We start from the raw sequence: 13,896 nt of genomic DNA on the forward strand, positions 1-13,896 counted from the left end.
AGGTTAATTGGTGAAGCACCAATAAAGCATACTCATCATAATAAAAACTTTCTCGCCTCTCCTACAGTATACAGAGAACCGGTAACACAAACTATATCATTTTCCTTTGCTTCACTTAAAGCTAATTCTAGCGCAGTTTCCACATCTTCAACAACACTGATGTTTTTGTTAAATTTAACTACAATCTCACGCAAATCATGAGATGTAGTAGCTCTCGGGGTTTTTGGAGATGTAGCCACCACTTTATATGCCAGTGGAGCAAGTTCTTTTACGATTTTTTCTACTTCTTTGTCCTTCATAATCCCGATTACCAATATCAGCTTATCCTTCTTTTCAAGAACCTCCATAAGAGCTTCTTTTAGTCTTTTTGCAGCCAGATGATTGTGAGCACCATCTAAAACCACCATGGGTGCATCCTGTACTATTTCAAATCTGCCAGGCCAGAATGTGTTTTCCAAACCTTTTCTGATACTTTCATCACTGATCTCAATATCATAAAATCTAAGAATCTCTATCGCACCAACGGCACAACTGGCATTTATCAGCTGGTATTTTCCTAATAGTGGTATCTTTAAGTTGTCGGACTCAGAAAAGATTCCCTTTACATTGAATCTTTGCCATTTGAGATCTGAATTCACGAATTCGTACTTTATATCCCTTCCTATCTGATAAATCCTTGCCCTCTTTTCCTCACCTATTTTCTTAATAACATCGAGCGCTTCCCCTTCTGCTGCTGTAACCACGAACCCATTTTCTTTGATAATCCCGGCATCTTCTTTCGCGATAGAGGTTATATCGTTTCCCAGAATATCCATATGGTCATAGTCACTATTTGTTATGACAGAAACCAGAGGCTTAACTACATTTGTAGCGTCATTCTCTCCACCCAATCCTACTTCTAAAACAGCAAAGTCTACTTTTTGCTGTTTAAAATAAACAAAAGCCATCGCAGTCACAACTTCAAAAAAAGTAGGAGACCCGAATTTAGAATTGGCTACCTCTGTAATATGTGGTCTGATTTTATTCAAAATCTCTACCACAACCTCTTCTTTTATTTGAAGTCCATTTATGGTCATTCTTTCAGTAAAATCAATCAAATGCGGTGAAATATATGTTCCTACTCTATATCCTGCTTCTTTCAGTATAGAACTTATAAAGGCAACGGTAGAACCTTTGCCATTTGTACCCGCAACATGAACAACATTGAGGGAATCCTGCGGATTCCCCAAAAGTTCAAGAAGCATTTTTATTCTTCTAACTCCTGGCTTAATGCCAAATCTTCTCAAACTATATAGATAATCTAAAGCTTCTTTATAATCCATTTTTCAGTATCCTCTCCGCCACTTTTCTATCATTAAAGGGAATTTTTCTGTCTTTGATAATTTGATACTCTTCATGCCCTTTTCCTGCAATAAGCACCAAATCTCCCTCTTTTGCCATTTCCAATGCTTGTGTTATTGCCTCAAAGCGATCTTCGATAACCAGATATTGGAAAGAATTATCGACTTTCTTGATTCCAGATTCAATATCACTTATAATTTCTGACGGCTCTTCATTTCTTGAGTTGTCAGAGGTAAGAATTGCGATATCACTCATTCTTGCTGCCACCACACCCATTAAGGGCCGCCTGTCCTTATCATCTCCACAACCAAATACAACTATTATTCTTCCTTCAGAAAGTCCTCTTGCGGTTTCAAGAGCTTTTTGAAGTGCATCAGGAGTATGGGCATAGTCAACAATCACATCAAAAGATTGCCCACAGTCAATTCGTTCAAACCTTCCCGGAACACTTGCATGAGCGATAGCTTCTCTAATTTCATTAAGGTTCAGTCCTTCACTTATTCCCACCCCAACAGCAGCAAGGGCGTTATACACGTTGTATCTACCTGGTAATCGGAGGTAGAATACCGTTTCTCCTAAAGGGGTGATAACATTAAATCTTGACCCTGTTTTCGAGACTTTTATATCAAAAGCTCTTATGTCTGCATTTTTATCATTTATTCCATAAGTCAGAATTTCTGTCCTTGTGTTTTTTATAATATGCTCCGCGTAAGGATCATCGATATTTATAACTGCTCTTCTTCCCGTCCGGCTTAAAAGCCTGAAGAACTTTATCTCTGCTTCCAAATAGTTCTCCATTGTTTTATGAAAATCCATGTGATCTCTACTTATGTTGGTAAATACGCCTATATCAAATTCACAACCAGTTACCCTGTCCAGCACCGTGGCGTGGGTAGATACCTCCATAACCACGTATTCAAACTCTTTGTTTACCAGTTCGTTTAACATTGCCTGAAGCTCCAGGCTTTGTGGAGTGGTCGTACTTGCCGGCAATGTCCTGTTCCCTAAGTCGTACTCAATTGTTCCAAATAGAGCTACCTTCTTTCCCGCCTTTTTTAATACATCCCTTACCAGATAAGTGGTGGTTGTCTTGCCATTAGTACCGGCAATTCCTACTACCTGCAGTTTTTTTGACGGATATCCATAAAACCTGTTCGCCAAGACCGCTAGAGCATATCTTGTGTTAGGAACTTTAATAACAGTGACATCTTTAGCTGTTTTAACGTCTTTCTCAACCACCACTACCCGGGAACCTCTCTTTATTGCCTCGGGGATGAATTTGTGTCCATCAAAATTAAAACCCGGAATACAAACAAATAAAAAACCTTCTTCCACTTTTCTCGAATCACATTCAATGCCGCGAATTACTAAGTCCTGCCTACCTTCAACCCTTTTTTCTTTCAAATCTTTTATCAGTTCTCTTAGAACCATCTCCATGTTTTGGTCCTCCCCTAGAAGACTCCAAGCCTTTTTCTCAATCTCTCCACTATTTCTTCCATCTTCATTCCACGCGAGCCTTTGATCAAAACAATATCACCCGGTCTCAGGATTCTCAAAAGACGATCTGACGCTTCCACATTATTGACAGAAACAAATATATTTTCCCTGGGCATACCTTCATCTTCAGCTCCATGAGCCATATATTGCGCAAGATCTCCTACGGTTATCAACATGTCAAATCCACAATCCGCACATATCTTACCTATCTGATAATGGAATTCTGGAGCTTTTTCCCCCAATTCCAGCATTTCACCCAGAATTGCTATCTTATTAGTATAAGAATTCATCTTTCCAACAGCAACCAGAGCTTCTTGCATTGATTGAGGATTAGCGTTATAACAATCATTAATAATCCTTACACTTTCTTCATTCGAAGTCGCTCTATCTATAAGAGGAATTTCGATTAATTCCATTCGCAGAGAGGGAAATTTAAAGTCTTTCAGAATATCTATCACTTTCTCTAAACTCAAACCAAAAACCACATGGGAAACAGCGATTGCTGCTAATCCATTGTAAACATTACAATAGGAAATAGTATTTAGTTTAACTCTGTAATTATTGTTTAGGGTAAATTCGAGAAACGTATCCCCAACTCTTATATTAGAAGCTGAAAATTCGGATTTATTTTCTACTCCAAAAGTAACTATCCGCTTTGTTCTAGATATCTCCTTCATTTTTAATACGTATGGATCATCGGCATTCAAAACCGCTACCCCATCCTCAGGCAAAGATTCCACAAGTTCTGATTTCTCCTGATATACCCCTTCCCTTGTTTTCAAAAACTGCAGGTGAGTATCACCAATATTAGTAACGACACCAACTGAAGGTTTAGCTATCTCACAAAGCCTTTTTATACCTCCCAATAAATTTGTTTCCATTTCTAGAACAGCCAGCTGCGTATGCCTGTCCATTTCCAACAAGGTCAATGGTACTCCCACAAAGTTATTGTAGCTTCCCTTTGCCTTTACAGTTTTGAACTCCCTGGTTAAGATATACCCTAGCATTTCTTTTGTGGTTGTTTTGCCATTAGAACCAGTAACCGCTATAACAGGGATGTCGAACTCTTCTCTATAAATCTTAGCTATGTCTCCAAGAGTTTTAAGTGTATCTCTCACCTTTATAATTATATTTTTGCTTTCAACCTCTCTTGACACAATTGCGCCTATCGCTCCTTTTTTGAAGGCTTCGTCTATAAAATAATGCCCATCAAATCTTTCCCCCTCCAGCGCAACAAATAAATCCCCTTTGTGTATTGTTCGAGTGTCGGTGGAAATGCCAAAAATCTCAACATCAGGAGTTCCCGAGAGTAAAGTCCCACCTGTAGCTTCAATAATTTTAGACAAAGATATCGGTTCCATGAAAGTTACCTCCGAAAAAACATGAAGATAGAAAGCTTTTGTTCACAGTTCCCTGGTATTTTCTAATTCAATAATATTACCTATGACAACATCTAATTTATATGTGATATTTTTCACAATTTAATTATGATCACAAACTATTTCTTTGTTATTAAAAACTATAGAAAATTCAAAGCTAAAAGTGTGTCGTTTTTATCAAACAATCCTGCAGGAAATCCTAAGAAGGAACAGAAGAAATAGGAAAGAAATTCGCTAAGCGTGCACCCAAAATTCTAGGGCATTTACGCTTTTTTGCCTTGACAGAGCAATCCCTTCAGCTATTTTTTATTTTTCAATCTTTCCTGAACAGCTTCGCTCGTCAATTCCCGTATAGCATCGGAAGCAATCCATTTATCGCTCTTCGAATCTATCTTCTGGATCTCTTTTGCAATTTCAACTGCTTTTTAATAGGCGTATTAGGTATTTATCATTCGATTTTGCATACCTGCACACCGTAATCAAAAGATTCGCCATGATGCATCCACACCAAAAGAACCGTATTACCCTGTAAAGGATATATTCCTGTCAGAATATTAGCTCCCCCTTCGCCTTTCCAAAGCGTAATTTTTTGGGAATCGTTGAGGTTTTGGGCAACGACTTCGAAGGGGTTCCCGTAAACAATCCATTTTCCGCCCGGTAAAATGGCACAAACATAACCTTCAAAAGTGGTTTCATATGTCTTGAGGGTTCTGCTTTTAACATCGTAAATATTCAATTTTGAATTCTGGTCTTTGAAGAGAACAGAATCTGTTCCTGGTACCCATTGCAGAATCTTATCCGCATACGTAATTCCGATTTTTTCTATCGTGGCATCACTGATTTTTAATACATATATACCGCCATCAAGTTTGCGTGCAAGGATATATTCGCCTGAAGGACTTATCCCCTGCAAAACCAGACCCATGCCTTTGATCGTTGTAACCGGTCTATCTTTATAACTACCTGATTTGTCGATTTCGAAACCTTCGCCACTGTATGCGTAAAGATATATTTTATCTTCGGAAATCCAGTCAAAGTTATATCCTTTTGAGAGGATCGCTTTGACAGGTTCAGACAGAGGGAATTCATCAAGCGTCCCAGTTTCTATGTTATACAGGCTAAAGCTATTTCCGGAATTGTTATTGCGCTCAATTAGCAATTTTTTGCCATCGGGCGAGAGTCTGAATCTATAGCTTGGATACCCATCTTTCATAACGTTCAGCCATACAAGATCACCCAAAGTGATTTTTTCCGGTTTTTCAATCTCCCGGAATTTGTTTGTAGTTTTTCCTACGGATTGGCCTACGTTGCTTTCAAGAACCCTTATGTTCTCTATCCTGGATCTCAAATTCCTCTCTCTTGACGAAGACCAATTACTGTACTCAAAACCATAACTTTTGAAAGTCTCGGTTGCCTTTTCAACTGCCTCGGCAAGTAATCTGATAAGTTCTTCCTTTTTCTCGCTGGTCGTGTATCCTCCTGCTTTTTCAATGGCTTCTACTTCAGCCTGAATTTTATCCAGATAGCTATCCAAGACCCTATCTGCCTCTTTAGCTGCTTTCTCACGTTTTTCAGCCATTTCAAGAAATTGTTCATACCTTTCGCAAAGGTTTAAAGCTTTTTCAAGATCTCCACCCACAATGCCCATTATATCCGGATCATCTGGACCCAAGGGGAAAGATATACCTGCTTTTTGTGCACAGAATCCATGACCCAGATATGAGCGATATTTCGATACGAAATCCAGTACTCTGGTTTTCAGATCGTGAGTGTAATCAAAAAGAGAGGCTTTTTCGTATTCTTCAATCATCTGTGACGCGCGTTTTTTGAGTTGATTGTTCTTTACAATCAGTGAATTTATATAATCGGAATATTTCTTCGATGGTTCAAAGTTCAGCATTGCCACGCCATTTGACTTTATCCTGTAAACATCACTGGCTATAGCTTCCAATACGTCGCGAGTCTCAAGCCAATACGCATACTTTGAATCTACATCTTTGGTAATCTGGGAGATCTTCCTCAATTTATTCCGCGCCTCATCTGGCGTTATTTTTTGCTCCCACATATTCCGTATTGTATATGCCATTTGTTCAATCTTGCTTACCCATTTTTCCATATAAAGCGGTTCCAGAGAGTTGAAACCATCAACGACAATCTGGAGCATGTTCTGGAATAGTTCCACCTTTTGTGTCAGGAACGCCAGATAGACTTCGAGATATTGCTTTGTTTTTTCATTTTTCAACTCTGCCATATAAGCCCACTGAGAAACTGTGGCCTTCCAATCAAGCGTTCCTTTCATCCTTCCCAATAATGACTTCTTGAAAGCTTCAATTGACGCCAGATCCCGTGAATATACGATTCGGCCATCCCGGTCTGTGTAGTAATATTCGGGAACGCTATCAAAGAGGGCGTTGATCTTTTCGGATAAACTGTTGACTTTCTCGATCAGAGTACCGGTTAAGTGTTCGTCTTCATAACAGATCCCCAAAAGGTTTTCCAGAATCCAGCCACCATTTTGTAGCAAGAAAAGTGAGGGCGCTTTAGAAGTAAGTTGGTTTATAAACGATTGGCCAAATCCTTCATTGAATTCCTTCATCATTGCTGAAAAGCTCGAATAGGGATATATCGAAACATATTGCCCTGTTTTTTGTTTATAGAGCTTCAAAAATTCCACGATTTTTGTTGACAATTTATCTTGAATAAGTTTCATCTCATTTCCGGGATTAAAAGATCTGATTAACTGGGACAACTTTTGTCTGAATGCTTTCTGGTTCCTTTCTATTTCCTGCTTTTTCGAGGAGATAAAGGTATTCAATTCCTCGAGGTTTTGTTTAACATCTTCATTTATACTCTTCACTTTCTCCGAATATTCATTCCAGTCAATCAACCCTTTGTTATAATCCATTTTAAGTGCACTGGCTATTTTTGCTTTGGCCTCGTTCATCTGACTGATGTAAGAACTGACCACTTGATTGACTTCGTAAGTGAATGCACTCAGAGTTATCTCGTCATTTTCCAGCTGCCCGAAGGCGTACTCGATTATCTGTTTGGCATTATCGGGACTTGGTATCTTCTCCTCTACCTGCAATTCACTCAGTGTTTCAATCTTATCCTCAATATTTTGTATTGTACTTACTTCACGCAAAGGATCGTGTGTTCTTGCGGTTTCTTCTGCTTTTACTATGACCTCCGCAGGGATAACCTCTTCAGACTTTGCCAACTTTTTCGATGGCTCCTTTTTTCCCTGCACCTGTATTTTGCCTTTATTTAAAGCTTTTATTTTCGATAGGAAGTAAGCTTTATCGAAGTAACACTTGTTTATCTCATCTTCATTATCGCCAACCAATTCTCTGATCTTTTTGATGAACACCACTTCATTAGCCGCTATGTCATTAAACATGATCTGGAAATCGACAACATTGTAATATTTCGTAAATAGCTCTACAAGCAACGAAGGCGTTTCTATAATGTTTTTTAATATCGATTCAGCCTTTTCCTTGACAGTTTTTTCTATCGCTTCTTTGGTCAATTTGCCACCCTTGCTGAGAATCTCCAATTCAAGCCTTTTGGTTAACCTGTCTTTCAATTTATCCTTTAGATCATCTGAAGCTTTAGTGAGAACCTTATCCACCAGCTTTTTTTCTTCGGAGGTTTCGAAGGGTTCAACAAAGTACGTTTTCCACCAGTACTGTGCTATCTTCTCAGTAGCCCCATAGTTTCTTTTGCAGTAATCGATAAAAGTCACTTTATACGTTGAGTCTATCAATTGGAGGATCGCGTTCTTTACTACTCCACCAAAATCACCTTCGAGCAGCGGTTCTAAAATCGTTTTCCAGTTCGATAACACGTCGTCTATCACCTTACCAGCCGTTTTCATAGAACCTTTCAGGGTTTCTGATGCAAGATAATCTATGGAGTTGTACAGGTTGGATTCAATCAAAGCGGTGAGTTGCTTGTTTTCCCTCAAACGTGCTTCCTGATACTCAAGCTGGAGTCTCAAAATTTCTTCACTGGAAGCCCCTCTACTTCGTGCTTCTTGCATTTTTCGGACAGCCTCTTGCGTTTCTTTTTGAAATCTAGCTAAAAGCGGGTCTTTTGAGTAGAGCATTTCTAAGAACACGTCGCGACCAGATTTGAAGAGCCCATTGTAGTTAATGATACCCTGGATCGTTTTCAAATAGCTTTTGTTTAGTTCACTGGTGATGTTTATACGATACTGCAAAGCGTCGTTGCTTGCTGAAAATGCACAAAAGCAGAAAAGCAAAAAAAACATCACCACAACGATCTTCTTCACCCTAATCCCCCCAAAAAATAGGACGTCTTTTTAATTCTATCATAATTAACCTATATTAACAAAAAATGTCTCCAACCAATATAGTGTGGGAAATACCTTCCACCATAAGGAGACATTCCTTTATGAGAATTTTCTCGTAACAACGCTACTAAGTTGCTCGGGATTACGATATCAACACATATACAAAATGGGCAAAGACCCCTGCGCTGATACCACCTATCGTGTGGCTGAAGATTGCTTTACCGACCAGTTGCCTCGATCCCAGAGAATCCATCATCGCAACGTGTGTTGAAAGGTATCCGCTCCAGCACATACCGATAGCCGTTAATACTGCAACGTCATTGGGCATGAGTACCCCATCAGCTATGAATTTTGGCACCAGGGCAAGAGCCGCTCCTGTTGAACCCAGCGAAGTGAGCGGGAAGGCAATGAGTTCCGGGGAGGAAAAACCAAATAGAAACTTCAAAACCCAGAAGAGTCTCTCCCCCAGCCATGGCAATACAGCAATTCCCTCATATGCAACGCCTGAATATCCTTCAGGAGAAGCAGGTCCGTAGGTGAGCATCATTATAAAGGTGGAGATTATTAACACACCGGGAATTATCGAAACACCCAGCTCAACGCCACTTTTTCCACCTTCAAGCACAGCATCCATAAATCTTTCAAAAAGTCCCTTATCAGTGTGTGAAAGTGTGCTGTCTGTCAACTCTATGTCTCCAAATGCTGCTGAATGTCTGAAGGCTTTCTTCGTATAGAAAGCCATGATCCTCACAGAAACCACGCTTCCAAGAATAGCCGCAACATTTCCCACAAGCGCTGGAACAAGAAGACTGTAACCGGCAATAGCTGACTGGGCAATCATAAAGGTTGTGAGCATTAGCCCCATTCCAAAGGAGGTTCCAAGATTACACATAAGAGGTAGTTGATACTGCTTAAAACACCTTATGAAATTCCTGTCTTTCACCAATGAAAGGATCGCCGGGTTATCTGAAAGATATGTGGTTACTATACCGATAGCAGCAGCCCCCGGCAGGTTGTACAGGGGTTTCATGAGAGGCGAGAGTAACTTATTCAGCATTTCCACAACACCGAATTCCGAAAGCAGTCCACCCAGAGCTCCCGTAAGTACGGCAACCGCCATGATAAAGAACACTGTATTCAACAACAAGTCGTGAGCGGTGTACATGATGGTTTTAAACATGTTACCCAATCCCATACGTGAACCAAAAAGAAATAGAAAAAGGGAAAGAAAAAGGAGAAGCAGAATGGGTTCGATGATCTTCTTCTTCTTCACGTTTTCCATCCAATCCACCTTTCTGGAGATATTGTCCAGGTAAAGTTTAGCATGAAAAGAAGGATAAGTGATGAGGCTACGTCGCGGTGTTCTTGCATCTCAGAAGAAGCAGAAACATTTGCATTTCACATAGTTTGTTGTATAATATTAATAGGCTTTCAAGCCTGTTAGCATGGCGAATGTTATCGCCAATGCTCTGAGGGCATGGGCACGGTCCCATGTCCTCCTTTATTTATTTACTCCATGCTTCTGTCATCTTCGATTTCTCTATAAGAATCTAGCTTATGCTTCGGACGTTGAATCCCGATAACACAACTGGCTTATATTCCATTTTTCTGGTACACTTTTAATTGCATTTCCGGTGGAATGGGGGATAGGGAAGTATGAGAGCATATTGTGGTATTGACTGTTTTAGATGTCCCGTGTACATAGCTACGGTTAACAATGACGACAAGCTTCGTGAAGAAACGGCAAAAAAATGGAGTAAAGAGATTAACCTGGAAATCACAGCGAAAGACCTGGTCTGCTACGGCTGCAAATCCAGTCAAACATGGAAGATGTGCAGAGATTGTCCTTTTGTTAAATGCTGCAAGGGAAAAGGTTTGGACAACTGCGGTGAATGTGATTCCTACCCCTGTGCTGAAATCAACAAATTCCTGAAAAACCTTCCGGAAGAATCAGCATTTCTTGATCAAGTTCATAAACAGCGGTTCCCGGATTAACAATGGGAACTCTGTAGTAGTTGATCATCATCTGGAGGTTTGTGGAGTTGGAAAAGGCGTTTCTTCTTCACCTTGATAAAATTCAACCCAGTCAGCTATACATAAGCCAGGCAAAATTGAAAAGAGTGCTGGATATCATTGAAAAGGAGGGGTTCGAAGCTCTTCCACCGATTCCTGTTATAAGACTAAAAGGATTCATTATCTATACGGACGGGCATACACGGGCCATGGCTGCATATCTCAGCGGTTTGGAAGAGGTGCTCGTGTATTGGGATGAAGATGAACTTGATCTACAAGCCTACGAAATCTGCGTTGATTGGTGCCTCGATGAAGAAATTAAGAGTATTTCCGACCTAAAAGACAGAATCATTCCGCACAGCGACTACGAAATCTTGTGGTACGAAAGATGTAGAAAAATGCAGGAAGATCTTGAAAACAAAAAAGAACGGAGATGACGGTACATGAATTTCTGGGAAAGGTTTGAAGCATTCATAACTGAGCATGAGATAGTCATAGACAGACCAAAAGGAAGCCAGCACCCGAAATATCCCCAAATTGTGTATCCGCTGGATTACGGTTACCTCAAAGGAACAACGGCGGGGGATGGTAGTGGAATAGACGTCTGGATTGGTTCCATGGATGAAAGAAAGATCACCGGAGTGGTAATAACAGTTGATTCATTAAAAAGGGATTCTGAGGTTAAGATCCTGATTGGCTGTAATGAAGATGATAAAAAGAAGATTCTTAAAATAGTAAATAACTCGCACATGAGTGGAATTATTATCGATAATCCCATCATCGAATAGATTTTCGTTACCAGAGGTATTGCCTTTTTGAATGGAGAATTTCAACGAAGTCTTGTTAAACATATTGGATGAATAAGGGAACACAGAATATTTGGAAAAGATCAATAAAACTTTGTGGAGGTTGATTGAATGCAGTTTGTGTTGTTAATAGGATTCGTCGTCATGTTATTATGCGTGCTTTTCGCGATGCAAAATCTAAAAAAGAAAAGGTTAATAGACGATACTCCTACTTCAAAAGTAAAAGGTGTTTTCATCGGTCTTGTAGAACTAAAAGGGAAAGTCAAAACAACACGACCTCTCACGAGCTATCTGACTGAAAAGCCCTGTGTTTATTATCGATGGTCGATTGAAGAGCACTGGACAAAACGCACTACCGAGACATATACCGATTCTCATGGAAAAACAAGGACAAGAACAAAGACCGAAAGTGGTTGGAAAACAGTAGCTTCTGGTGGCGACGAAATACCCTTTGAGCTCTGCGATGATACCGGCTGTATTCTTATCAGGCCGGAAAAAGCAAGGGTAGAAGCCATAACCGTCATGAACCGTGTTTGCGGTAGAAGCGATCCTTTGTATTACGGAAAAGGTCCCGACCGCGCGATAATGTATTCCGATCACCGCAGGAGATTCGTTGAACGGATCATTCCACCCGACGCTGATTTGTACGTTTTCGGGCAGGCGAGAGAGAGGGAAGATATTGTAGCACCTGAAGTGGCATACGATAAAGAAGCTCCTATGTTCCTTATTTCCACTAGGGAAGAGAAAAAACTCAGCCGAAGGTACAGCCTTTACTACTGGCTTCTGGTAGCTGTGGGTATCATTGCAGCTATCGCAACCGCGTATTTTTCGATCGATCGAACATTCTCTCTTCCACAGGAACCGATTCAGCCGTATATTGTAACAATAGGTTCCTTTCTGGTTATGCTGTTTATAGGATGGTTCTGGGTAACCCACAACAGCCTCAAATCTTTGCAAAGGCGGGTTCAGCAGGGTTGGTCCCAGATAGAAGTACAGTTAAAACGAAGGCACGACCTGATACCTCTGCTGGTGAATGTGGTTAAGGGACTTGTAAAACACGAACAGGATACCCAGGAAAAGCTCGCAGAACTTCGTGGAGAACTCGAAAACATGTCCGGCAAAGAAGTCCTCAAGGTTCTCATTGAACGCTATCCGAATCTAAAATCACAGGAAGCCTTTATAAAGCTCCAGAAAGAACTCAGCGACACCGAAAACAGGATTGCCCTGGCAAGGGGCTATTACAATGAAATCGCTTCGTTCTACAACGCAAGGCTCGAACGATTTCCGGATCTTATTGTTGCAAAGCTTGGAAGATTGAAACACCAGCGACTCTGGAAGCAATAAAGAATTTGGTGTGGTGCTGGAAAACTAAGAGGTATGAGGTGATCGAATGGATTTGCTCCTTATCAGGCATGGACATTCTGTTGGAGACGATGAAAGACGAATTAAAGGAAGCTGGGATGTCGAACTCACTCCAAAGGGTCTTAAACAGGCAAAGCTGCTCAAAGAAAGACTGGAAAAAGAGAATTACAAATGTGACCTTCTTTTTTCAAGCCCATTGAAACGTGCAGCTCAAACTGCTGAAGCAGTTTCTCAGGCTGTGGGAAAGCCTATAATCTATGATTCAAGGTTACGTGAACAGGATTCAGGAAAATTCGCGGGAATGACCAGGGAAGAGGCTTCAAAATTTAGTCCACCGCCAGATGAAAAGGGTTACAGAAACTATGTTCCGATACCTGGTGGAGAATCACTGTTAGACCATATCCGCAGGGTGAGCGAATTCTATCTCGAACTTATCGATAAGCATATGGATAAGCGAGTCTGTATAGTGACCCACGGTGGAACCATAAATGTATTGTTGCGGATCATTTATAACCTGCCTGTGAATCAACCGTATGTGGATAAACACATCTATTTGTTTGCTATGAACGATACAGCTATGTCCAGATTGATAATCAGAGGTCCACAGGATGTCATTACCTATTACCTTAATAATTTCAGCCACCTGACTGCGATAAAGTAATTTCATAAAATAAAAGAAAAAGCCTCCTTTTATTTTATGGGAGGCTTTTTTACATAATAAGCCGTTGATACATTTTAGTTTTTTTGGTTCAATCTCATTTTTTCAGCGATTCTCAAACTCTGCTTTACCCATATAGGGGTATTAACATCTTCGAGAATCTCCTGAGCAGTTAACCAGAATACCCCTGCAACTTCATCTTCATTTACACAGCGCGGTTCACCGCTTCTGTGTCTGCAAAGGAATACGATATCGACGACGGGATCACCTTTATCTGTAAAAAAAGATTTGCTCTCAACATACTGGAGGTCATCGTAAACCTCTATCCCGACTTCCTCCATGATCTCTCGTTTCAGGGTTTCTTCCAATATATTGAGAGAAGCTTTCTTGACCTCTACTTTTCCTCCAACAAACGAAATTGCGCCGGGAGCATGTTCTTCTTTTTCGCTTCTTTTGATAACGAGCCATTTATCTCCATTAAAAATCGCTGCTTCGACATTCACAATACACCATTTCCTATCCATG

General features: G+C 40.4%; 11 protein-coding genes. 5 read left to right on the forward strand and 6 right to left on the reverse strand.

The window, feature by feature from the left end; all coding sequences use genetic code 11:
- Positions 1-35: 35 nt before the first annotated feature.
- From KOLE_RS02595 to KOLE_RS02615, 5 genes are all read right to left on the reverse strand, one after another.
- Positions 36-1,322, reverse strand: a complete 1,287-nt coding sequence (locus tag KOLE_RS02595; RefSeq protein ID WP_012745017.1) for a bifunctional folylpolyglutamate synthase/dihydrofolate synthase — start codon at positions 1,320-1,322, stop codon at positions 36-38.
- Complete coding sequence (locus tag KOLE_RS02600; RefSeq protein WP_012745018.1) at positions 1,312-2,778, reverse strand: UDP-N-acetylmuramoyl-L-alanyl-D-glutamate--2,6-diaminopimelate ligase; 1,467 nt, start codon at positions 2,776-2,778, stop codon at positions 1,312-1,314. Before KOLE_RS02600 ends, KOLE_RS02595 begins: the two co-directional genes overlap by 11 nt.
- Positions 2,779-2,792: 14 nt before the next feature.
- Positions 2,793-4,199: a UDP-N-acetylmuramoyl-tripeptide--D-alanyl-D-alanine ligase gene (locus KOLE_RS02605; RefSeq protein WP_012745019.1), complete on the reverse strand. Its 1,407-nt coding sequence runs from the start codon at positions 4,197-4,199 to the stop codon at positions 2,793-2,795.
- A gap of 466 nt (positions 4,200-4,665) precedes the next feature.
- The gene (locus KOLE_RS02610; protein ID WP_012745020.1) at positions 4,666-8,511 is read right to left on the reverse strand and encodes a hypothetical protein; all 3,846 of its coding nucleotides are present in this window, start codon (positions 8,509-8,511) and stop codon (positions 4,666-4,668) included.
- 163 nt (positions 8,512-8,674) lie between these two features.
- Positions 8,675-9,814 carry a CD0519/CD1768 family membrane protein gene (locus tag KOLE_RS02615; protein ID WP_012745021.1) on the reverse strand — a complete coding sequence of 380 codons (1,140 nt, stop codon included), beginning with the start codon at positions 9,812-9,814 and terminating at the stop codon, positions 8,675-8,677.
- Positions 9,815-10,188: 374 nt separating this feature from the next.
- On the opposite strand from KOLE_RS02615, the gene KOLE_RS02620 reads away from it, so the two are divergent.
- From KOLE_RS02620 to KOLE_RS02640, 5 genes are all read left to right on the forward strand, one after another.
- On the forward strand, positions 10,189-10,527 hold the full coding sequence (locus tag KOLE_RS02620; protein ID WP_012745022.1) for a DUF3795 domain-containing protein: 339 nt from the start codon (positions 10,189-10,191) through the stop codon (positions 10,525-10,527).
- 41 nt (positions 10,528-10,568) lie between these two features.
- Positions 10,569-10,982 carry a ParB N-terminal domain-containing protein gene (locus KOLE_RS02625; protein ID WP_420170097.1) on the forward strand — a complete coding sequence of 138 codons (414 nt, stop codon included), beginning with the start codon at positions 10,569-10,571 and terminating at the stop codon, positions 10,980-10,982.
- A 6-nt stretch (positions 10,983-10,988) separates the two neighbouring features.
- On the forward strand, positions 10,989-11,333 hold the full coding sequence (locus KOLE_RS02630; protein WP_012745024.1) for an inorganic pyrophosphatase: 345 nt from the start codon (positions 10,989-10,991) through the stop codon (positions 11,331-11,333).
- Between the two features lie 129 nt (positions 11,334-11,462).
- Entirely contained in the window at positions 11,463-12,695 is a 1,233-nt protein-coding gene (locus KOLE_RS02635) for a LemA family protein (protein ID WP_012745025.1), read from the forward strand.
- A 46-nt stretch (positions 12,696-12,741) separates the two neighbouring features.
- Positions 12,742-13,374 carry a histidine phosphatase family protein gene (locus tag KOLE_RS02640; protein WP_012745026.1) on the forward strand — a complete coding sequence of 211 codons (633 nt, stop codon included), beginning with the start codon at positions 12,742-12,744 and terminating at the stop codon, positions 13,372-13,374.
- Between the two features lie 74 nt (positions 13,375-13,448).
- On the opposite strand, the gene KOLE_RS02645 is transcribed toward KOLE_RS02640, so the two are convergent.
- A complete protein-coding gene (locus KOLE_RS02645) occupies positions 13,449-13,895 on the reverse strand; it encodes an NUDIX hydrolase (protein WP_012745027.1) in 447 nt (148 codons plus the stop codon).
- Position 13,896 lies beyond the last annotated feature (1 nt).

Source organism: Kosmotoga olearia TBF 19.5.1 (genome assembly GCF_000023325.1).
In the GTDB taxonomy this organism is placed as follows: domain Bacteria; phylum Thermotogota; class Thermotogae; order Petrotogales; family Kosmotogaceae; genus Kosmotoga; species Kosmotoga olearia.

Bases quoted from the DNA above. Each gene is read 5' to 3' on its own strand.
- KOLE_RS02595 (WP_012745017.1), bottom strand. From the start codon at position 1,322: ATGGATTATAAAGAAGCTTTAGATTATCTATATAGTTTGAGAAGATTT.
- KOLE_RS02600 (WP_012745018.1), bottom strand. From the start codon at position 2,778: ATGGAGATGGTTCTAAGAGAACTGATAAAAGATTTGAAAGAAAAAAGG.
- KOLE_RS02635 (WP_012745025.1), top strand. From the start codon at position 11,463: ATGCAGTTTGTGTTGTTAATAGGATTCGTCGTCATGTTATTATGCGTG.
- KOLE_RS02630 (WP_012745024.1), top strand. From the start codon at position 10,989: ATGAATTTCTGGGAAAGGTTTGAAGCATTCATAACTGAGCATGAGATA.
- KOLE_RS02640 (WP_012745026.1), top strand. From the start codon at position 12,742: ATGGATTTGCTCCTTATCAGGCATGGACATTCTGTTGGAGACGATGAA.
- KOLE_RS02615 (WP_012745021.1), bottom strand. From the start codon at position 9,814: ATGGAAAACGTGAAGAAGAAGAAGATCATCGAACCCATTCTGCTTCTC.
- KOLE_RS02605 (WP_012745019.1), bottom strand. From the start codon at position 4,199: ATGGAACCGATATCTTTGTCTAAAATTATTGAAGCTACAGGTGGGACT.
- KOLE_RS02645 (WP_012745027.1), bottom strand. From the start codon at position 13,895: ATGGATAGGAAATGGTGTATTGTGAATGTCGAAGCAGCGATTTTTAAT.
- KOLE_RS02620 (WP_012745022.1), top strand. From the start codon at position 10,189: ATGAGAGCATATTGTGGTATTGACTGTTTTAGATGTCCCGTGTACATA.